23 protein-coding genes are annotated in these 19,035 nt (G+C 46.2%); 19 read left to right on the forward strand and 4 right to left on the reverse strand.

From position 1 onward, the window contains the following. Together parA and AWQ22_RS14910 are read left to right on the forward strand one after the other, a co-directional pair. On the forward strand, positions 1–639 hold the full coding sequence (gene parA, locus AWQ22_RS14905; protein WP_065711797.1) for a ParA family partition ATPase: 639 nt from the start codon (positions 1–3) through the stop codon (positions 637–639). Then, positions 633–944: a hypothetical protein gene (locus AWQ22_RS14910; RefSeq protein WP_065711798.1), complete on the forward strand. Its 312-nt coding sequence runs from the start codon at positions 633–635 to the stop codon at positions 942–944. Before parA ends, AWQ22_RS14910 begins: the two co-directional genes overlap by 7 nt. Before the next feature lie 1,079 nt (positions 945–2,023). Here the strand turns inward: AWQ22_RS14910 and AWQ22_RS14915 are convergent. Continuing rightward, positions 2,024–2,392 (reverse strand): hypothetical protein, encoded by a 369-nt coding sequence (locus tag AWQ22_RS14915; RefSeq protein ID WP_157094658.1) that lies wholly within the window; start codon positions 2,390–2,392, stop codon positions 2,024–2,026. Between the two features lie 258 nt (positions 2,393–2,650). Between AWQ22_RS14915 and AWQ22_RS14920 the strand changes: the two genes are divergently transcribed. The 17 genes from AWQ22_RS14920 to AWQ22_RS17310 all read left to right on the forward strand — a co-directional run bounded on the left by AWQ22_RS14920 (position 2,651) and on the right by AWQ22_RS17310 (position 12,705). Continuing rightward, positions 2,651–2,995 (forward strand): hypothetical protein, encoded by a 345-nt coding sequence (locus AWQ22_RS14920; RefSeq protein WP_065711800.1) that lies wholly within the window; start codon positions 2,651–2,653, stop codon positions 2,993–2,995. A gap of 14 nt (positions 2,996–3,009) precedes the next feature. Next, a complete protein-coding gene (locus AWQ22_RS16830; RefSeq protein ID WP_157094659.1) occupies positions 3,010–3,213 on the forward strand; it encodes a hypothetical protein in 204 nt (67 codons plus the stop codon). A gap of 77 nt (positions 3,214–3,290) precedes the next feature. Continuing rightward, positions 3,291–3,842: an antirestriction protein ArdA gene (locus AWQ22_RS14925; RefSeq protein ID WP_065711801.1), complete on the forward strand. Its 552-nt coding sequence runs from the start codon at positions 3,291–3,293 to the stop codon at positions 3,840–3,842. A gap of 73 nt (positions 3,843–3,915) precedes the next feature. After that, complete coding sequence (locus AWQ22_RS14930; RefSeq protein ID WP_065711802.1) at positions 3,916–4,257, forward strand: hypothetical protein; 342 nt, start codon at positions 3,916–3,918, stop codon at positions 4,255–4,257. A gap of 74 nt (positions 4,258–4,331) precedes the next feature. Further along, positions 4,332–4,502 (forward strand): hypothetical protein, encoded by a 171-nt coding sequence (locus AWQ22_RS16835; RefSeq protein WP_012308513.1) that lies wholly within the window; start codon positions 4,332–4,334, stop codon positions 4,500–4,502. Between the two features lie 5 nt (positions 4,503–4,507). Continuing rightward, positions 4,508–4,936 (forward strand): DUF1071 domain-containing protein, encoded by a 429-nt coding sequence (locus tag AWQ22_RS14935; protein ID WP_065711803.1) that lies wholly within the window; start codon positions 4,508–4,510, stop codon positions 4,934–4,936. A gap of 74 nt (positions 4,937–5,010) precedes the next feature. Beyond that, positions 5,011–5,433 (forward strand): hypothetical protein, encoded by a 423-nt coding sequence (locus AWQ22_RS14940; RefSeq protein ID WP_065711804.1) that lies wholly within the window; start codon positions 5,011–5,013, stop codon positions 5,431–5,433. A gap of 71 nt (positions 5,434–5,504) precedes the next feature. Then, entirely contained in the window at positions 5,505–5,735 is a 231-nt protein-coding gene (locus tag AWQ22_RS14945; RefSeq protein WP_065711805.1) for a hypothetical protein, read from the forward strand. An 85-nt stretch (positions 5,736–5,820) separates the two neighbouring features. Then, on the forward strand, positions 5,821–6,078 hold the full coding sequence (locus AWQ22_RS14950; RefSeq protein ID WP_065711806.1) for a hypothetical protein: 258 nt from the start codon (positions 5,821–5,823) through the stop codon (positions 6,076–6,078). A gap of 137 nt (positions 6,079–6,215) precedes the next feature. Next, a complete protein-coding gene (locus AWQ22_RS14955) occupies positions 6,216–7,277 on the forward strand; it encodes a helix-turn-helix domain-containing protein (RefSeq protein ID WP_065711807.1) in 1,062 nt (353 codons plus the stop codon). A gap of 3 nt (positions 7,278–7,280) precedes the next feature. After that, the gene (locus AWQ22_RS14960; protein WP_065711808.1) at positions 7,281–8,294 is read left to right on the forward strand and encodes a DNA cytosine methyltransferase; all 1,014 of its coding nucleotides are present in this window, start codon (positions 7,281–7,283) and stop codon (positions 8,292–8,294) included. Between the two features lie 89 nt (positions 8,295–8,383). Then, positions 8,384–8,647 (forward strand): hypothetical protein, encoded by a 264-nt coding sequence (locus AWQ22_RS14965; RefSeq protein ID WP_065711809.1) that lies wholly within the window; start codon positions 8,384–8,386, stop codon positions 8,645–8,647. A gap of 367 nt (positions 8,648–9,014) precedes the next feature. Next, positions 9,015–9,797 carry a hypothetical protein gene (locus AWQ22_RS14970; protein WP_065711810.1) on the forward strand — a complete coding sequence of 261 codons (783 nt, stop codon included), beginning with the start codon at positions 9,015–9,017 and terminating at the stop codon, positions 9,795–9,797. Positions 9,798–9,949: 152 nt separating this feature from the next. Next, positions 9,950–10,597 carry a hypothetical protein gene (locus AWQ22_RS14975; protein WP_030007995.1) on the forward strand — a complete coding sequence of 216 codons (648 nt, stop codon included), beginning with the start codon at positions 9,950–9,952 and terminating at the stop codon, positions 10,595–10,597. 104 nt (positions 10,598–10,701) lie between these two features. Beyond that, the gene (locus AWQ22_RS14980; RefSeq protein ID WP_065711812.1) at positions 10,702–11,736 is read left to right on the forward strand and encodes a metal-dependent hydrolase; all 1,035 of its coding nucleotides are present in this window, start codon (positions 10,702–10,704) and stop codon (positions 11,734–11,736) included. A gap of 174 nt (positions 11,737–11,910) precedes the next feature. Beyond that, positions 11,911–12,318: an IS5 family transposase gene (locus AWQ22_RS17305; RefSeq protein ID WP_065710377.1), complete on the forward strand. Its 408-nt coding sequence runs from the start codon at positions 11,911–11,913 to the stop codon at positions 12,316–12,318. A 45-nt stretch (positions 12,319–12,363) separates the two neighbouring features. Continuing rightward, entirely contained in the window at positions 12,364–12,705 is a 342-nt protein-coding gene (locus AWQ22_RS17310; protein ID WP_257784305.1) for a transposase, read from the forward strand. Positions 12,706–13,178: 473 nt separating this feature from the next. Here the strand turns inward: AWQ22_RS17310 and AWQ22_RS14995 are convergent, their stop codons facing one another. Genes AWQ22_RS14995 through AWQ22_RS15005 form a run of 3 tightly spaced genes read right to left on the reverse strand, consistent with a single transcriptional unit; the run spans position 13,179 to position 18,705 of the window. Continuing rightward, positions 13,179–17,441, reverse strand: coding sequence for an NACHT domain-containing NTPase (locus AWQ22_RS14995; protein ID WP_065711813.1), 4,263 nt, complete (start codon positions 17,439–17,441; stop codon positions 13,179–13,181). Between the two features lie 17 nt (positions 17,442–17,458). Further along, the gene (locus AWQ22_RS15000) at positions 17,459–17,854 is read right to left on the reverse strand and encodes a DUF6375 family protein (protein WP_065711814.1); all 396 of its coding nucleotides are present in this window, start codon (positions 17,852–17,854) and stop codon (positions 17,459–17,461) included. After that, positions 17,851–18,705 (reverse strand): radical SAM protein, encoded by an 855-nt coding sequence (locus AWQ22_RS15005; RefSeq protein WP_065711815.1) that lies wholly within the window; start codon positions 18,703–18,705, stop codon positions 17,851–17,853. Before AWQ22_RS15005 ends, AWQ22_RS15000 begins: the two co-directional genes overlap by 4 nt. Positions 18,706–19,035: the final 330 nt, after the last annotated feature.

Consider the following 19,035-nt stretch of genomic DNA (forward strand, 5'->3'; position numbering starts at 1 on the left):
ATGATTATTACCCTCAGTTCCCTTAAAGGCGGGAGCGGGAAATCAACCTTGGCAATCCATCTCGCCCATGCGATCGCCCTATCAAAGCGACGAGTTTTGTTAGTCGATGCCGATCCCCAAGGAAGTGCCCAAGGCTGGTCAGCCGCACGAGAAGAAAAGCCGCCCTTTACTGTAATTGGGATGGCACGAAATACTTTACACCGAGATTTGCCTGACATCGCTAAAGACTATGACCATGTGGTGATTGATACGCCCCCACGGGTGAGCGCCTTAGCCCGAACGGCGATCCTTGCCGCTGATGTCGTCTTAATCCCCGTTCAGCCTAGTTCCTATGATGTATGGGCTGCATCGGAGACTGTCACCCTTATTGACGAAGCCCAGGGATTTAAACCAGAAATTAAAGCCGCATTCATCATTAACCGCCGGATTCCCAACACTGTAATTGGTCGTGATGTGGAAGAAGCTTTATCTGAATATGACCTTCCCACACTACCGCAGGCGATCGCCCAACGGGTAGCGTTTAGTGAGTCCTCATCTGGCCATACCGTCATGGAAATGTCTGCAACCAGTTCTGCCTCAAAAGAAGTTTTGAAATTTGCCAAAGACATTTTGAAATTAATGGAGGTTAAAAAATGGTAGCGAAGAAAAGTCGTATTGCTCGAAACCCAAAATCTAACCCAATACCTCAAGCCGCTGACGAATGGATTAACAAAGGAGGCACAGACCCAGAACTTACTACTAATGAAGCAGTTACTCCCCCGCCGTCTCAGCCCGAAGCCTCTGAAGATAAACAGCAGGGTAAAAAATATCCCCATCGGATCAGTTTTGATATGGCTAGTGCTCAGTACAAACGCCTGAAATATGCCGCCTTTGACGGCGATCGCAGCATGAATGAGATCTTGCGGGAAGCTGCTGAAGAATGGATGAAAGCACGTGATTACTGAATCAAGTAAACAAGTGATTACGTGAGTAAGTAGAGTTGTTTTCTTGAGGAGAACATATAGTTTATGTCACTAGTCTTAGGAATCTGCAGCTTAGAATATCCTCATATCCAGGAGGTGCTAATACCGCTCAAACGAAGCTCTTTTAAAGATTATGCTTAAATTTCTATGCCGTATTATGTACCTTTGTTGGAAAAATCCAACTGCGCCATCAAAGAAGACCGGCTAATAATAACTGCTTTCTAGTCTTTAAGAAAAATCAAGTAGTTAAGTGAATACGTAATCACTTGCTTACGCCTCCTCGGTCTAATCCTGCAGCTTTTTAATTGTCTGAATCTATAGCTGACATCAGATTAATGTTGAGACTCTCTAAAAGATAGGGAAAATGCGATCGCCCCTGTTTCTCTTGTTACGGCCTCAAGCTTAAATCGCCTCACATTCCTGGTTTAAGTTCAGGGGACAGGAAATAAGGAGTCGTCCGCGCAAAGCACCGATGACGGTTATCTTTGATTATTGAAAAAGCCGCATTCTGCCGCTTTACCTGTCCCCATGGAGGTTATTGCCTACCTTTTGCCCACTGCCCACCAAGTCTTATCCTGCTGTCCCAGACAGTTCTGTTCCCAAAGGTTACTTGCCGCCAACGTGACTGTTACTTTCTAAACCCCAATCCCCTACTGATGGGTATAGGCGGAGCAACAGGATAGAAGTGAGGATGCCGCACTATTGCGGCGTAACTACGCTTCCTTAGCCGCGAAAAGGCATTCTAGCAACACCAGTCCGCCGGAGTCCGTTAGCCCGTATTTTCTTACGTTGGCCTCCTACGTCGGCGATCTTCGGCTGTCGGGTAGATTTATACGTTGGGGCCTAAGCAAGCTACGTCCCTATCCCGGCGTTTGTGGCGTGCTTTTTATTTTTCTTGGGCGGCACGTCGCTAGTAGAGAGAGGGGTGGGTTAGAGGGGGTAGGGGCGCGCGCAGCGTGTCTTTTTGTCCTCTTGTGGGTTGTTCGGTTGTGGTCTGGCCTGGGGGCTGTTGGTTTGTTCCGTTGCCCCCTGTCGCTCGTGGGGCTTTCGCCCCTGCGGGTTTAGATCAGAGTTAGCTGTCTTTGCTTTGCCCAGCTCGGTGCTTGGCTACCGTCGAGAGAGTAGATTGTCACCTTTAGCCCTTTCTTTACGGCATAGGCGATAGTTCCCCAGGTGCCGCTACCGTGACCGCTGAAGGGTTTTGTAGGGGTGCAGCTTTCCGGGCATGGTTTGTTAGGGAAGGCGATTAATACTGTGGCGTCATTTATCATCCGCTGACTTCTAGCGGCGAACTGCCATCTTTCCCGGCCTTCTACATGGTAGATGGTGAGGTCTGTTTTTCCTGCGTAGTGTTCTGCTACTAGGGCGTCTAGTCCTTTGGCATCTCCCACCCCGACCGCTGGAGGGTTTGCGGGGAGTAGGTTTAGCACTTGTTTGGTTTCTTGTGTAGTTAATTGTCTTGGGCCGCTGAATGCGAGCATAGCTTGTTCTCTCTCTTTACTAGCTACCTCTATATTTTACCTTGTTAACTAGGTATATTGACTGCTTTATATATTAGCTTTTCTTATGGATTGTTCGGGTATTTTTGCTTGTTAACAAGGTAATTTGCGGCTATAATAAAAGCAGGCAAGGAGGGAAATCCTACCTTCCCCCCAAGCCCTAACAACCACAACTAAGGACATTTAGTTATGACCGCTTTAGATATTTTACGGCAGCTATCGGAGATGGCTGACCGGACGGCCTATAACACTACGATTGGCCGCTACCAGTTCGAGTCTAGAGACGAAGAACTTCCGGCAGGGGTTCGGGTTTGCTGGAATACCCGTTATCGTTTCAGCTTTACTGCTGTCACCAATTTTCATGGGGAAATTTGCGCCGAATCAGACATGGAGTTTTCCCAGCCCCTCACCAACGCAGACATCGAGAATGAATGGCGTGACCTTGCCTATGGTTGCAGTTATTTTGAGGCGCACAGCTTAGATATCAAGTATCCCTGCTGTGACCTGTTTCCTTCTGACTGGTTGCCGTATTAGGAGAGGGATTAGTGATGAGAACGTTTTATCCACCGCTTTATTACTACATTCTCAAGTCTCCCTACTCAGGCACTTGTTTTGTTTCTCGCTTATCGGCCTCTTGGCTTGCGGAACAGGTGGCTGATGGGTGGCAGGTGATCGCTAGTTATCCCACCTTGCAGGAAGCGCAAGAGCACTTATTGAGCTTGCCCAAGGGACGCGGAATCATTAGCGCCTAACTCTACTGCCTAGCTCTCCTTTGGAGGGTTGGGAGGGTTTCCCCCACCTTGTTTAATCTTTTCAGGAATTAAAAATCATGCTTACTTTAACCGATACCCCTCGGATCTATGTGGCTTGCCTTGCGGCCTACAACAACGGCTTTTTACATGGTGCATGGATTGATGCAGACCAAGATGCCGAAGACATCCGCAAAGAAGTGCGAGAAATGCTCAAGACTTTCCCAGCCTGGAAGCTTAGCGACATTTGCGAGGAATGGGCGATCCATGATTATGACAATTTCGGAAATATCCACCTTAGCGAGTGGGAAGACTTCGAGACTGTATCAGCCCTAGCCCAGGCGATCGCCAACCATGGCCCTGCCTTTGCTGCTTTTTATGGCACTGCTCGATATGGTGATGTTGCCTCAACAGTTGAAGCTTTCGAGGATGCTTATCAGGGTATTTACGACGACAAAGAAGACTTTGTTTATTCCCAGCTTGAAGACCTTGGCACCCTTGACGCCTGGGAGAAAGCCGGAATGATGACCTGCTACATCGACTTTGCGGCGATCGCCCGTGATTGGTTTATTACTGACTACTTTGCAGAACCAACACCCAAGCATCAAGTTTACGTTTTCGCCTACCTATAACCATTACCCCAAAGCCTAGCCCTCCTTGGGGAGGGTTGGGAGGGGTCATATTCACTTCTCAGAAATCACAACGATGAAATATCAAGACTGGCTTAATTTATTGACAACCCTTGAAACCGCCAACAAGCATCTGTATCCCCTGACCCTAGATATTGAAGCAACTATCGACAGCGACATTGTAAAAGTGATTTTTACAGCCTCCAACGGAAAACGCCAGACAGATTACTTCCCAGCCTGTGAAGCTGTGGCGATCACCCAAGAAGTCGCCAACGGGAATCTATTCACAATCATTTGGGACTGGATGGAGTATGGCGCACTCCCACGGGAACAAACCCAAGCACACCTGAACGAACTCCATGCCGAAGATGAACCGAACCGCGCCTGTGATGAAGCCTATCTGATGGCTTATGAGTAACACCCATGCCCTCCTATTAATCCTTGGCCTGCCCTAGCAGGTGAGGAGGAGTTAGTCAGACCCAAAAACGAACCATGAACAAACCCAACGCTAAAGCCTTAGCCCAGGAACTTATCAAACTCCGCAACTACATCGAGCAGCACTATTCCCGCACCTGGAATGTAGAACAAGCCCTTGGTAAACCTGGCACCACCCGACTCTACAAACTTTTTGAACAAGCAGAAGAAATTCTATTGGAAGACTAAATACTATGACTACCACCACAACCCCTCAAACCCAGCGCCCACGTACTCCCGGCGAATGGACATTACAGCAAACCATTGAGACTTTATCCCGACCTATCCCCGATGCCCTCCTAGGCATCAAAGACCGGAATATCACTTACTTACCCTGGCACAATGCCGTGAAGATTCTGGATAAATATTGCCCTGCCTGGACTTGGGAAATTGTGAAGATGGAAACCACAGGCGATCGCCTATTTTTGACCGGACGATTAACCCTCGCCGTTGCCGAGGGACGAGTCTATCGAGAAGCCACTGGCACCGAAACTCTCAAATTAGTCAAGCGCAGCGGAGAAGTGGTCGAGCATCCCTATGGCGATCCATCCAGTAATGCCGAGAGTATGGCTTTCCGACGAGCCTGTGCCAAGTTTGGCTTAGGACTCTACCTTTACCAATAACGCTCTACCAATAACGATAAAATTCGACCTAGGTAAGTCATCAAACTGCCTGTCTCCACTCACACAGGTAAAACATGGACACACATGAGCACAAGCAACTAGCGGATATCCTATCTGGCTATTTTGAAGCCCTCGACTTCTGCACTATCGATAACCCGGACTTCTGGGAAGATACCGACATCTCCCAGGAAGACTACAAAGGATATGACTCTGCCATGAAGTTTGAAGCCACTACCCTATGCGAAAAGTTCTACAAAGATAATCATCCCCACTTGAAAACCCTAGATATAGAGCAATTACGCCGCATTGGTAATGATCTATATTTCACAATCCAAGGCCATGGCGTTGGCTTCTGGGAAAAAGACAGAGGCTATCCCCACGGTGATATTTTTGACGCCTGGGTAACGACCCACTTCCCCAAGGGTAGAGATACAGAATACCTCTCCGATGATGGACATCTTTGCTCAACAGCAGGTGATGCCATCGAATATTTATGATCACCTTGCAAAAATCTGACTTGGGCACAACCTTTTGCTAAAGTGCCCAGTTTTCTCTTGATACAAACGATATGGACACAAAAACCGCTAAAGCCCTCGGCCACGAGTTCACTCACACCGCCCTCACTGAACTCAACCCAGACGATGACCCCACAGCATTTAAGCGGTTCATCCTTGGCCACCAAGCAACCCCCCAAATTCGTAACGCCCCACCCCCAATCAAACAGGCATTCAAAGAGGGCATTCTCGAAGTAATGCTTGAAATTGCATTGGCAGAACACCAAGACGTTTGTGGTGCATGATCCCCGTATCAGCATTTAGCCCTTTTTGAGTAGGTTGCTCAGTCTGCTAAACAGTAGAATAAACTTGTTAACTAGAGGAAAGGCCATGTCAAAACTAAACACTCTCCCTAAAAAATTTCAGGAAGTAGCCCGTGCAAAATATGGCGACCTCAAAAAAAATGAAGAAATGCACCCTTCTGTTTTTGGCGTCAGATTGCCCGTGGACATTGCTGAAAAACTACTGAAAGAAGATGGCAGCAAAAATACTCCCTTACTCAGGAGCATCCTCATTGAGGTTATTCGCAATCAACCAGAGCTCTTTGCGGCGATCCAAGCGAAAGTCGCAAAGCTTGAAACGAACTAATGAATTGCAATATTCGTCGCTAGTAGTTGCAAACTTACACTAGCTTTGAGTATAAATATTAAAAGACCCTCGTCTCTGAATGTTTCGCAGCATCGAGACAAGGGCAACAAAACTTATCTTGTTACATCGATACTAACATGAACAATATTTCTTGTGCATCCCCCACGTCTGAAAAATTTTACAAACTGACCGAATCTGAATATCGAGCCGCCCTCCAACTCAAGCCCGCCGAACGCGATTTACTCTTTTACCTCCGTGTCCGTGACCCCTTTGGTGATGGTCTAGAAATTAACGTCGCTCAGATTGCCGAAGAACTAGGGCGACACCGCGCCACAATTAACAGCGCCCTCAATGTCCTCAAAAAACAAGGCTGGTTAGAACATGGTTTCAAAACCGTCAGGACGATCGCCCTCAAAACCAAAGAGGCGATCACCGAAGCCGTTCAATCAGTACAAGAGGCCATCACCCTAACCCCCAATCTAAAAATAGATTCCCCAGAAGACCCAAAAAATTTTACGCAGATTCCCACGCGACAAACGAAGTCTCAGGACGACAACTGTCGCGTACAGACGACAAACGAAGTCTCAGGACGACAAGCAAAGTCTCCACACAACAATCAATCGCTAAAACCCAGTGATAGCAATACTTCTGAACCTCCTAAGACTTATTCAGACTATATAGACCTTATTCAGACTCTCCCAGAAAAAGAGAGAGAGAAATTTTTGAAATTTTGTGAAAAAAGAGCATCTGCACTACCCCGACCTGTTCAAATGATCGACAAGTGGATTGCTGCTAACTTCGATTGGCTGAAAAACCAGTTCTACAAGACCACTGCTAAAAAGGTAGTAGAGCCACAGGCTGAAGCACAGCAAAAACCAAATCTAACCCAAGAACAAGACAGTATCGTTAGAGATCTATTGGCCCGGGGCGAGATAGTAAAAGTGTACTATTCGGTGTCACACCATGGTTGGTATGTCCTTTGGAAAGATAACTCTGTGCAGGAACTCCATCGGGCGCTTTCTTGGTATCAAAGCCGTGAATCAGGGGCGATCGCCAAGGGTTTCCAGAGCATCAAGGAAATTCTCAAGCAAAAACAAGCCCAAGCCCTAGAGGGATTCAATAAAGCCAAGCCAAATCGGTCAAAACAAGACAAATCCGGTGCTGGAGGGGGAGATGACTGGCCAGAACTTCAATTTTGATGTATGGGTGACGAACAGGCGCGCAGCTTCGCTGTCCCCGGAGGGAGCGCCGTCTATTCCAACTACTTCCCCAAAGTCACCATTCACAAAGATATCCGCACCTACCACCCCCAACAAAAAGAATTCGACCTCATCACCTGCGGCTTCCCCTGCACCGGAACCTCCCACGCAGGCAGCAAAACCGGACTCCATCACCCCGAATCACAATTATGGCGCGAAGGACTGCGTATCCTCTGCCAAGTCCGGCCCCAATACTTCATCTGGGAACAACCTGTGGGCATTGCCACTAGAGGTTTACGAGCAATCCTTGGGGGATGCCGAATGGCTGGCTATCAAACAACGGGTTTTACAATCGCCGCTAGCGACCTTGGCGCATCCCACCGACGGGAAAGAACATTTGTTATTGCCTACCTTGACCACGGGCAGCGGCACGAAGCGCATGCTGGTCAGACGAAGTTAGAACAAAGGCTGAAGCAATTAAGCATTATTCCCTCTGGCTATCAATTCAGCCCCGAGGCGATGGCGATGTATATGGGTTTTCCGTGGAATCTCTTCAGCTCAATCACCGGACAACGCTTTACCCAACTGCCTACCTCGTTCCCAGTGGCCTTAAAGGACGTAACGATGTCCGCAGACTTGCCGGGAAAACCGTCACCCCAGCCCAAGCAGCAATCGCCCTCCACTTCGTTGACTGGTATCACCAACAAAAGACGCGGTAGACCACGGGGCAGCAGCGGGAAAGCCTCTGGCTGTTTAGTTCCATTCACCGAAGCCCGCCGTGGCAAAACCTATCCCATCATTCAAGGGGAACGGGTACCCAAAGATATTGCCCTCGATTATCCCCATCACTACCGCTGGTTTTATCAATGGAGAGAGTGGCAGGAGAATCAGCAACGATGGTCAACGAGGTCGAAGCGCATCAAGTTTCCCCAGGTCACAGCGGTATATCAATTGATCCAAGCCAATCAAAATGTGGTTCGTATCTTGAACTTTATTGAGACAGGCAGGCTTGAATAATCTGGTGTAAGACAAAAATTCCCGCCTCAATTGCCAAAGTCCGTTCGGTTCTGGATTTGGTGTAAGACAAAAAATAATCGTGCAGACAGATGAACAACAACGACATTCTTCAATCCCTAATCAACCACGACTCCAAAATCCCCCTTTCCCTAAGTGCTTTTGAGATATTCGTGCTCGTTGCCTATCTCCAGACGGCACAACACTGGATTCATGGTGAAAGTGGCCTCATGGTGCGGAGTCTTGTGGAAAAGCTGATCAATGCTGTTTCCCAATCGATTCCAGAAGCCGGGGCACTACTTGAGCAAGGAAATCAGCCTGGTTGTGACATCACCAAGGAATATTTTGAACAATAGTTTTTGTAAGGAGAAATTACTGGATGCTGATAGCTGGCTTATCTTGGTTATCATCCAGTTTTTTCCTCCCTTGTGAATAGCCCCTGATTTCATCCATCTCCTTCAAATATCAATGGGGCGATCGCCAACATTCTCAACTAACCTTCTTTCGCCATTGGTCACGCTGGAAAGCAAATATTCCGCCGATAATTATTTTTCCAGTCACTATTAAGCTTCCGGTCTCGCTAGGAGGGGATCAACGCTTTAGTTTCCGGTTATGCTTAAATATGGCCGGAATCAGCACCGGAATGTTTACCGGAATTCTGACCGGAAAGTCCACCGGAAAATGCGGCCATATTATGGATCTATAGAAAATAAAAAAATTTTCATGTACGACCGGAATCAAGCCCAGCGGAAACTCGGCATCGGAAAGTCCCAATATTATGCCTACCTCAAGGCCACCGGAATCAAACCGGAACGTCGTGATGGCCGGACAACCATTACCCAGGCGGAACTGGACATTCTCTTAGCCTACAAGGAATCTCTGAATGCCCCATCGGAATCTACGTCGGAAACTGCTAATGATTTACCGGAATCTCAATCGGAATCTATAGCCCCAATGCCACCGGAAAAAGAAGATTCTCCCTCTGTAAATCCGCTGGAATCTCAACCGGAAAAGTCTCAGGTAATCCCTCCGCCTCCTCCAAATTCCGATGTTATTCCAAACCATCACCATGATGATATTCCGGTCACTTCTGGCGATTCTATTACTGATAGTTCGGTCGAAGAGATTCAAGCTACTCCAGATATTCCGGTCGCCCAGGGTGGGGAACTTTCAACGGATTCCGGTGATGAGTTTCCGGTGCTCTATGAGGAGGAGATAATCTCTGAATTTCCAACCACTTCCATGGATAACCTAGACCTTTCCGATGAGTCCGATCTTGATGCTCTCATTCGCATTGCCCAGGCCAAGAAAGCGAAGCAGATTCTCCAGCCGGAATTGGTCATGGCCCACCTTGTCGAGCAGATGACAGAGGATGATCTACCAGAAGATTTACGCCGCAAGATTGAGCAAACCCGGAGGGCGATCCGTGACCCTTTAGCCAATCCCGCCGCGATCGCCAGCCAGATCCTTACCAAATATCGCAGCGGGTCAATCCAGAAAACCTAAGCCAGATCATTTCCATCATTCAGGAGGGCCACCATTGTCTTGTCCTGGGGGAAGCGGGTTTATTCGAGGGTCTACCGGAGGCGATCGCCGCTGCGGTAGACATTGAACCCTGGGCGATTGTCGCCTACCAGGGCAGTACCAAAACTTTCCTCATGGAGCTGGCAAAACAATTTCGGGTGGACACCACGGAACCCAAGTACAACAAAGAGGGGGAAGTGATAGGCGATCGCCAGTTGACGGCGGATGAAATCAAGGAAAAGTTAGCCCAGGAAATTGAGAAGGGTAGTTTGCTGATTATTCCCGAAGCGAAACGCCTGCCAGCTTCTATCCGTTACTGGCTGGAAACCCTCATGCGCATGGGTAAGGTGATTGTCGTGGCGATCGCCGTCGCAGTGATTAAGCGGGACATTTACCTGCAAATGCTGGAGGTGGAATTAGAGCGGCCCTCCATTGAGGCGATTCGGGGTGTGATTCTGGAGGAAGCTGAAAAAAATGACTTATCCCTCACTGACCACCAAATCGCCAAGCTGTTAACTGTTGCTGGCCGAAATCCTCTTTTGGCGAGAAAAGCGGTCAGGAATGAGAAGCTGGGCCTAAATCCAGAGCCGGAGCACAGTCTGTACCTCGACATTAGTCCAATCATCATCTCTGCTTTAATGGCCTTCAGTATCGTCCGGTTCATTGGTTTGGGCACTGGCGATCGCGGTTTGTACGTGATTGGTGGAATCGCCCTGGTATTAGGCGTCATGCTCCGGCAGATTGGTAAAATCCGAGGCGCGAGGCGCAAATATGGTCAATAAACTTCTCCCCTAGAGGGGAGCTAGAGGGGTGTTCTCCCCTCTGGGGAGATGCCGATAGGCAGAGGGGGTATTTTTTGTCTTACACCAAACAGGAGGAATGAACCATGATGAGTGTGACCCATGCCATTATTGGCGTTTGTGGCACCACCCTACTGTTGCAAACCGCTGACCCAGTGGTGCTAGGCTTGGCAATTATTGGCTCACAAATTCCTGACCTCGACAGCTCCCATAGCCTCGTGGGTCAGGTCTTTTTTCCTGTTTCCCACTGGCTCGAAGACCGTTACCCCCACCGCACCGTCACCCACTGCCTTTTGTTTAATGCCGTCCTCAGTGCGATCGCCGTAGCACTTTGGTATCTCCTCGGTATCCCGACCCCCTGGGCGATCGCCTTACCATTAGGTCACTTTCTCGCTATCTTCTCCGACACCTTTACCAAGCAGGGCGTACAGTTGTTTTATCCTCTCCAAGCCTGGTGTGTCTGTGGCATGAATCCCAAGCGGCGCATGAAGACGGGCGGTAAGGCTGAATATTGGGTCTTGGGGATCGCTGTCTTAATTCTGTTCCTCAACCTGAATCTATTGAATAATGGTGGATTCCGCGATGTTGCCAGCCGCACTCTAAATCTACGGGACCACAGCATCAAAGCCTACAATGCCAATGCTGCCCAGTACGCGACTTGGCTCCATGTGGAAGGGGTTTGGGCCAGTGACCGTAAACCCGTCAATCAAACATTTTTCATCGTGGCCGAGGATAATGGCTATCTGGTTACTGATGGTCAGGGCGTTTATAAGGTGGCTGAGAATGGCGATATTATTCCCACCCTTGTGCGCCTAGATATTCGTAATGAACAGACCACTGAAACCTTTACCCAGGGTTTTAATGATGAGCCACTAGGGGAAGGGTTAGAGGCGATCGCCCAGCGTTATCCCAACAGCCTTATCCTGGTTTCCGGCAGTGTCACCATTGATTTCCCTGATGAACTGCCCAGTTCCTTACCGCCAGAGATTCAGGTTTATGGCACCAGGGTCACTCTCACCTATGCTGACTTGAATCAGGTGATCTCAATTCTCCAAGACCAATGGGCGATCGGGCAGCTTGATTTTAAGGTTTTTAGCCCAGCGCCTACTTTTCTTTCCTGAGCATAGTTTTTAGACTAGAAACAAACAGATTGCTCTACAGCTATACTGCTTAAGTAGGGGCTAACTCACGGAAGTTAGAGGGTATTTATAAAGTAAAGATAAAGAGAATAGGATTGTTGCCCGTGAAGTCGTTAAGGTCAAACATAAGCATAACGACACAGGAAACTAGCACCAATGTCTCAAGCTTCCTATCCCAGTGACTTAAGCGATGCAGAATGGGCTTTACTAGAACCCTTAATTCCTGCTCCAAAGTCCGGCGGTCATCCACGTACCACTGATATGCGACAGGTCTGCAATGGAATTTTCTATCTCCTCAAAACGGGTTGTCAATGGGCCTATCTGCCCAAGGACTTTCCTCCCTCTTCCACAGTCTACTACTACTATCGCAAATGGCAGAGGCAAGGAGTCTGGGAAGAAATCAACCATGCTCTGCGTACCCGCTGTCGCCAATCAGTGGGGAAAAGCGCAGAACCTAGCGTCTTGATTGCTGATAGCCAATCGGTTAAAACGACAGAAAAAAGGGCGAAGTCTATGGCTTCGATGGTGGTAAGCAGGTCAAAGGAAGACGGAGAAACCTGCTAGTCGACAGTTTAGGGCTACTCTACAAAGTCCTGGTCTCTGAAGGGAATGGCTCAGAGCGTAGCCCTTACCCTGGCGGCAGTGATGGAACTCAGGGAACAGCAGCAGGAACTATTGAGACGATTTCGGTTGATGTGGGTCGATGCCGGATATCGGGGAGGGCGTTTTGCCTTAAGTCTGTGGTTAATGGTTCAAGCCAAGGTGGAAGTGATTAGCAGAAACAGTAAGGCATTTGTGGTGTTACCAAAACGTTGGATTGTTGAGCGTACATTCGGTTGGTTGAATTGGTATCGTCGCCTTAGTAAGGACTATGAGCAATTACCAGAGGTATCGGAGGCAGGGATTTACGCTTCCATGAGTCGTCTTATGCTACGTCGGCTAGTTTCCTAAAGATTTACTTTATAAACGGCCTCTTAAACTAGGCCTTTGTTTAGCAATCGACCTATTTTGGTCGCTAAGCAATTTTTGAGATCAACTTTTGAGTCCCTAGAAAGTCAGAATACTGTCCCACTTCTATGTTTAAATGGGACAATTATTCTTGCCAAACCCGCTATTTATAAGACTTCTAGACTTTTTTAGTTATTGCTCTAAGCATCATAAATGAGACAGTTATATATTTGCTGAAGAATACGGTTTGTCAAAGTCGAACTTTTAATGAGTTATTATACTCATGCTTGAAAAGCTTACATATCAATGGTTTTAGCCTTAGCGACCAAAACGGGTCCATTGCTAAATAAACACCAACTAGAAGACTCAGCCAAGTGACACAATGCATTCAGTTTAGATATGCAACTATGAGAGGATCCAGATATAAATATAGTCCTTTGCAAACTTAAACCTAAATCCAAATAGGTGTATTTCAGTCACTCATAGCGTTTGGTAAAACTGTACACAAAATAAGCTGACTCTGGACGGTTGGCACTATCCAAGAATCCACTTGTCAAGTTTGATGAATATCCACGCTCACCCCAGACAGCCCAAACAAGAGCAAGATCGTTTTTTTCAAGGTAATCTCTCAATAATTCCTCTCGCATGTAAAACAGTGACTGGCTGTTGTTGAAATCATCACTACGATCAGAAACTTCACATGTTGCTTTCACTCCTGTGTTTGTAACCAGATCGAAAGTCTGTGGTTGACCAATTAGTTTCAAATCTGAGGCAATCTCTTTTACTAACGTAGTGGCATGACTAGCATTATTGGCAGCGCTACGACTATTTTCCCAACTAAAGTCACAGACAGGAATTAGCGTATGATATGTAATAATATCCTGCTCTACTTCTTCAACTTCCACTGGGATTTCACGAATTTCAATACGCTCAAGTTCCTCTTCGCTGAGCTTCAGCTTGCCATCTTCCCATGCATTAGTACCTAATAAGCGAAGTCTAACTATATCGACATGACTCAAATCTAGCTGTTTACCATCTAAAAAGAATCTTTGTTCCATCCGCTCAACTTTAATAGTCTCCTCTTTTACCATGAACGAGAACTCACAATCGTTATTTTCAGGAAACGTTTCACACCACGGAATCTCGCCTGAAAATGTATAGCCAACCGATGGCTTTTCAGGCAACCATCTTCCACCTAAGTTTTGATTGGATAGATGCTCGAAAAAAGAATCAGCCTCACTGGACAAGACGAGAAAACTTCGGATGAAGCAAAAAATATTTCGACCAAGAGTTTCGTTTTCCTGTGCTATATAACCATCTAACATAACCCAAGGTCCAGCTTCGTTTTGAATCTCCGCCATTTGAAGATAGGGATTTACATCAGGTAGTACTCCATTGGTGATCCATTCCTTCATCTCCATGTCAGGATCGCCAAGGAAGTCTGCGTGTATAAGGTGAACCTCTGGTGATTGCTCTGGAAAACTTGGGTCAATATCTAAATCCCAGTTCCCACCCCGCTTACGGGATCTCTTAATTTTCCCTAAGTCATGTAATAGCCCCGTCATTTCATAAAAGGCAATCCATGAATATTTCTTACCATAACGCTCTATCTTCTGAACAACACCTCCTGCCCTACTCCAACGCTTTTCGTCCTCTATTGAGCTTTCACTATTCCTGAACTTTTCACTTGACCATCCAAGTTGCTCAATCCGCCAAAGAATTTGTGACCTAACCTTTTGATACTCTTCATTGGTGAAATCATAATTGCTGCGCCCTGGCACCAAACGCCCAAGAGTGTAATTTTCAAAATCCATTCTGAATGGTGAATCTGCACCATATCGTCTTTCTTTAGATGCCTCACTTTCACCCCAATCCCTAAGTCCGCCTTTAAATGGAGCTTTACTTCTTTGAATCTCTTCAGAGGTGAAAAGCTCAGGATGGTGTAGAGAAGCCATTTCTATAATCCGGCTTCCGTATTCTCTCGTAAGGGAATGGGTAGTGCTAAATGGTGCACTTTCTGCAAACATTGAGTCATAGATACTTCGTGCATAGGTGGGCAAGGTTTCAGTCACAAAGGTTTGGTCGCCTAAATCCACATGACGAGCCATTGCAACTCCATAGCTTGCAGCAAGCATTCGCTCTGGGATATAAGGATCGTTGATCGCAAGTGCCGTCAAGGCATCTTCAAATAATGCTGCGGGGTTTCCTCGTCCAAACCAATACAATGCACGGGTTGCCACATTACGAAGTTCTCGGTCTGTAGAGGTCAAAAGCCACATGACCCACTTAGCACGAAGTTGATCAGAATCAGTCCGAAAGTTTGTCTGTTGCTTCCACCTGCCCTCTATTGCCACTAGATCGTTAAATCTCTCGGAACGTGTTTCTCGAATCCACTCAGTCCAAACAAGATCTCGCTCAGAAACCGACATTGCTCGAAGCGTTTCATCAAGAAAAGCAGCATTAAGTGGGTGAAGTGCTACTGCACGGGCTACTTGGAATCGAACGAACAGTCGACTTCTAAAGCTTGAGGATTCATTTGAAAGGCTCCATAAAGCAATTACTGTCTCTTGGTCTAAATACTCTGCATCTATTTCAGCCGCCAATGCAATAGCGTTTTTCTTTAACGGTTCTGAGACATACTGCCAAATTTGTTTCCCTTGCATTCGGCGCGGAGTCAGTGTGACCAAAGATCTAAGTATGTCAAATGCCAATTCATGGCTAGTATCACCAGTGAATAGTGCAACAACCTCAGGATTATTCAACCAAGCAAAGGAAGAATCCCGCACGTACTTGATGAGAAGAGCATTAGCGACAATATACCCTCCGAGCGCGTCATAAGTTGGCGTGACTACATAGTCAAACGACTCATTACCTGGGTTCTTGAAGAGAATCCCTTCCTGTGCCAGAAGATTAACGATACTGCTATCCCACGCACGAGAAGCATCAGACACTGCATCACGAAAGCCTGACTCGCTAATTTCCCGCTTTCCGCACTTCCATAATTCGATTCCAAGTGTGTAAATCGCCTTCTTCACTTCATTTGCAGTATAACTATGGTTGAGGTTAATCATCTGTGAAATTCGCTCAGCAACATTAGCAACATATTTGTCAAATAGTGGTGCAAGCGAGGTAGGAAAATAATCAATCTTGACTTCAGATTCTTTTTTCGGGTTGGTGACCTCGCAGAATATTCTCAGCGTTAGTGGGTGCTGTAAAAACTCCGTAGGAATCTCTGAATCACCAGGGTCTATTTTGAAGTGGCTAAAATACTTTTCGATTGCCTCATCAACATCACCTCCAAACCCCTCACTTTCTATTGCCTTTATGCCATCAGGAAGAGCCATAACTGCGAATGATTCTCTAGTCTCAGTTTGTGACTCTCGATATGGATGCCAATCTTCCTTTTTCCGTTCTCCAGTTCTCAATGTGCAAACTACTAGAACGTTAGGGTATTTCTTTACAATCTCGCTGAGCGAAGCTAATTCAGGCTTCCAATCCTTTGGATTCTCAGCTTCATTAAGTCCATCAATTACAATTGGTAATCGACAGCAGGCACGTTTACCAGCCGCATCCACTGCTGCCAATAACATCTCTATACTCGGCATAGGAATGCCATTGATTGAGAGATTTTTTGCAAGATCATCGAGAGACTGCCCTCTGTGAAGATTACGGCCTTGGAGAAAAATGCCAGCAATTCTCATCTCCTGGGGAGCAGTTAACTGGGCAGCCATCTGCGTTTTACCACCACCTGCATCTGCCAGAACTGCAACCAGACCAACTCCAAGAAATTCTTCAGCTTCATCGAGGAGTTCTTGCGCCGTGTACATATCGTCTAGCGCATTAGTGGCATGTAGTGCAGCAGGATGGTTGGCAGACCGTAAGTGTCTGGGAGTTGAACGAACATCTATATTGATTAATATTTTGCGTTCCTTTAGTTTTTGCTGGATAACATCAAGGTCTCCATCTGCAAGGATTTGATGAAAATTTATCAGAGTATCAGCAAACGCTGAGCAAGCATCAATAAAAGAGGTTATGTAGGGTGTTAATCTGGGCGCAGCGTCGTCTAACTCACACGATAGCAAGTTAGATATATTCTTCAAACGCTTCCCAACTTCAATCAATTGTCCCCATGAATCAACCTCTCCCAACATTCGCCGAATTATCCGCTCGGCGTCAACGGCTTGGTGGACTGGTTCTAGCCAGCGTTCTTGAATTGGCTGAATTGCTATCCTGTGTCGTTCTGCCAGATTACTTGGAGTTAAAACCTGCTCGCCAAAGTAGGTGCTTCTGAGTATTAGGGCATCGCCACTTAGGTAAGTATCGACTTCTTCCTCAGCCCATAAGTGCAACTTGTATTGTGTCGAAAGACTGTAATACCATTCCTGGTCTTTCTTACTGAGAGTATAGGGTGTCCAAAGAACCCAATCTGTGAGATCTGGTAATACTCTTTCAGTGGTTTTGAGTGAGTGTTCAATATCTTTACAACTTGCTGATTTTAGTGTTCCATTTTTATTTCGCTGGTATAGTTTACATTGCCATCCAAACCAACGAAATGCATTACCAAGCTGACATGGTTCAGTCAGTTTTATGTGAAATTCAACCCCAGGTTGATTAGCCAAAGCTTTGAAATCTCCAAATCGTCCATATTGCAGTCTTATGAGACCACGACATAGATTTTCAAAGTTACGGGTCTTATCACCTGGAAGTGAATAAAATTTTGTCCAGTCTAGAGAAGGCATTACAGTATCTTAAAAGTTTATTTATCTCGACTATACTCAGCATCTGGGTAATTATGAGCTGAAAAAATTTCAATTTTTGCTCCTCTATCAATCATAAGCTTCATAAAAGCGGAAACTTCTGATTCATCAGTAGTTAGAATCAGTTTATCTTCTTCTATTCGAGTGCTTACGTCATACAAAAACTGCTCAAGTTCAAGAGGACTAAGAGTATAGATATTTGCATCCTCTAAAAGAGCCAAAACTTCATCTTCAAATCGATTTTGAGTTCTACCAACCTCTATTTTTTCAGCAAGCTTTTCAGTAAGCTGATCAATTATTTGTTTGGTTTTTCTCGCGTCATCAACGCTCTTAAACTGACCAATCATCACTAAGTTCATTGAGTGTTCAGACCCGTAGCTATGCCAAATTTTCATACATTTATCTCCTGATTATTTCTAGCTAGCTTATGAAGTGCTAACATCAGTCCATCGTCAAGAATCTGAACACCGTCAGTACTGTATGAGGTTGGTTTCAAAATTCCTGAAGCGTCTATGTGGGCAAAAGCCTCTAATCCTGTTTCCGCAATAAGGGGATTACAGGTCGGAAGTCCATCAGCACCACTCTCGCTAACTGCAAGGGGAATACATCCACGGTAGTTAGCCACCCATTCTTGCAATACTCTACAAGTTTCGCTATCAATCCCGCCAGTTGTTAGGGTGGCTTCTTGAGGCAAAAGTAAGAATTCAGAGCAACCGAATTCTTCCGCGAGATCAATAGCTTTATCAAGGTCATCAATGGTTTTTGAGTTAACCACAAAGTTGATGCCAAATGGAAAACGTTGACTAAGTGCCTTGATACGTTGAATCAAGGTCGAAAAAGGTCTTCCTCTGAGAGATTCGTAGGTGGCTTCAACCCCATCCATACTCACTCTGATGAAATTCACATTTCCTGATAGATCCTGAAGAAGGCGATCGCTGAGATGATGGGCATGAGTGGTCATAGTAACAGCCAAACCCGTTTTTTCAGTTGCGTAGGAGCAGAGTTCTACGAGTCGAGGATATAAAGTCGGCTCTCCGCCTCCGAAGCCCACACCAATGCAACCATTAACATCTAAATCGCTTAACCAGCTCATTAACCGCTCAAAATTTAGCACAGCGGGATTTTTTGGTGCATAGCAATGAGGACATCCAAGATCACAAGCATTCGTTAATGCAATCGATACTTGGCGCGGAGCGGCTGACCACATACTTGGAGGTAACCTGATTTCATCTACTAAGAGATTCATCCCAGTAACTCTATTGAATAGGTGTAAACCTGCGGCTCCAACACGAATCTTTGAACGAGAAGTGGTATTAATAGATAGCTTATTAACTGTAGACACATTAAAAATTAGAAGCTAATCCTTACAGTTTTTAGTCCAGTTGAAAATATACAAAGCTATTACATAGTAAGTAGGATTTCCAGGAGACTAGACTCACAAAACATAGAAGTTTACAAAAACAGTTTAAATAACTTCTATAAATTTTAGCTCGTCACCAAGGGAAAGACTCTGTAGAGGTTTTTTATCGTGATAACATCTGTACTAAGAGTTATACTGCAGCTTGTACTATGAGAA

It is taken from the genome of Picosynechococcus sp. PCC 7117 (assembly GCF_001693275.1).
Lineage (GTDB): Bacteria > Cyanobacteriota > Cyanobacteriia > Cyanobacteriales > MRBY01 > MRBY01.

Excerpts from the sequence above, each read along its gene's own strand:
- AWQ22_RS16835 (WP_012308513.1), top strand. The coding sequence starts at position 4,332 with ATGAACAAACCCAACGCTAAAGCCTTAGCCCAGGAACTTATCAAACTC.
- AWQ22_RS17305 (WP_065710377.1), top strand. The coding sequence starts at position 11,911 with ATGTCTCAAGCTTCCTATCCCAGTGACTTAAGCGATGCAGAATGGGCT.
- AWQ22_RS15005 (WP_065711815.1), bottom strand. The coding sequence starts at position 18,705 with ATGAATCTCTTAGTAGATGAAATCAGGTTACCTCCAAGTATGTGGTCA.
- AWQ22_RS14995 (WP_065711813.1), bottom strand. The coding sequence starts at position 17,441 with ATGCCTTCTCTAGACTGGACAAAATTTTATTCACTTCCAGGTGATAAG.
- AWQ22_RS14970 (WP_065711810.1), top strand. The coding sequence starts at position 9,015 with ATGTACGACCGGAATCAAGCCCAGCGGAAACTCGGCATCGGAAAGTCC.
- AWQ22_RS14960 (WP_065711808.1), top strand. The coding sequence starts at position 7,281 with ATGGGTGACGAACAGGCGCGCAGCTTCGCTGTCCCCGGAGGGAGCGCC.
- AWQ22_RS17310 (WP_257784305.1), top strand. The coding sequence starts at position 12,364 with ATGGCTCAGAGCGTAGCCCTTACCCTGGCGGCAGTGATGGAACTCAGG.
- AWQ22_RS14940 (WP_065711804.1), top strand. The coding sequence starts at position 5,011 with ATGGACACACATGAGCACAAGCAACTAGCGGATATCCTATCTGGCTAT.
- AWQ22_RS14920 (WP_065711800.1), top strand. The coding sequence starts at position 2,651 with ATGACCGCTTTAGATATTTTACGGCAGCTATCGGAGATGGCTGACCGG.
- AWQ22_RS16830 (WP_157094659.1), top strand. The coding sequence starts at position 3,010 with ATGAGAACGTTTTATCCACCGCTTTATTACTACATTCTCAAGTCTCCC.
- AWQ22_RS14980 (WP_065711812.1), top strand. The coding sequence starts at position 10,702 with ATGATGAGTGTGACCCATGCCATTATTGGCGTTTGTGGCACCACCCTA.
- AWQ22_RS14950 (WP_065711806.1), top strand. The coding sequence starts at position 5,821 with ATGTCAAAACTAAACACTCTCCCTAAAAAATTTCAGGAAGTAGCCCGT.
- parA (WP_065711797.1), top strand. The coding sequence starts at position 1 with ATGATTATTACCCTCAGTTCCCTTAAAGGCGGGAGCGGGAAATCAACC.
- AWQ22_RS14945 (WP_065711805.1), top strand. The coding sequence starts at position 5,505 with ATGGACACAAAAACCGCTAAAGCCCTCGGCCACGAGTTCACTCACACC.
- AWQ22_RS14955 (WP_065711807.1), top strand. The coding sequence starts at position 6,216 with ATGAACAATATTTCTTGTGCATCCCCCACGTCTGAAAAATTTTACAAA.
- AWQ22_RS14930 (WP_065711802.1), top strand. The coding sequence starts at position 3,916 with ATGAAATATCAAGACTGGCTTAATTTATTGACAACCCTTGAAACCGCC.
- AWQ22_RS14925 (WP_065711801.1), top strand. The coding sequence starts at position 3,291 with ATGCTTACTTTAACCGATACCCCTCGGATCTATGTGGCTTGCCTTGCG.
- AWQ22_RS14910 (WP_065711798.1), top strand. The coding sequence starts at position 633 with ATGGTAGCGAAGAAAAGTCGTATTGCTCGAAACCCAAAATCTAACCCA.
- AWQ22_RS14935 (WP_065711803.1), top strand. The coding sequence starts at position 4,508 with ATGACTACCACCACAACCCCTCAAACCCAGCGCCCACGTACTCCCGGC.
- AWQ22_RS14975 (WP_030007995.1), top strand. The coding sequence starts at position 9,950 with ATGGAGCTGGCAAAACAATTTCGGGTGGACACCACGGAACCCAAGTAC.
- AWQ22_RS15000 (WP_065711814.1), bottom strand. The coding sequence starts at position 17,854 with ATGAAAATTTGGCATAGCTACGGGTCTGAACACTCAATGAACTTAGTG.
- AWQ22_RS14965 (WP_065711809.1), top strand. The coding sequence starts at position 8,384 with ATGAACAACAACGACATTCTTCAATCCCTAATCAACCACGACTCCAAA.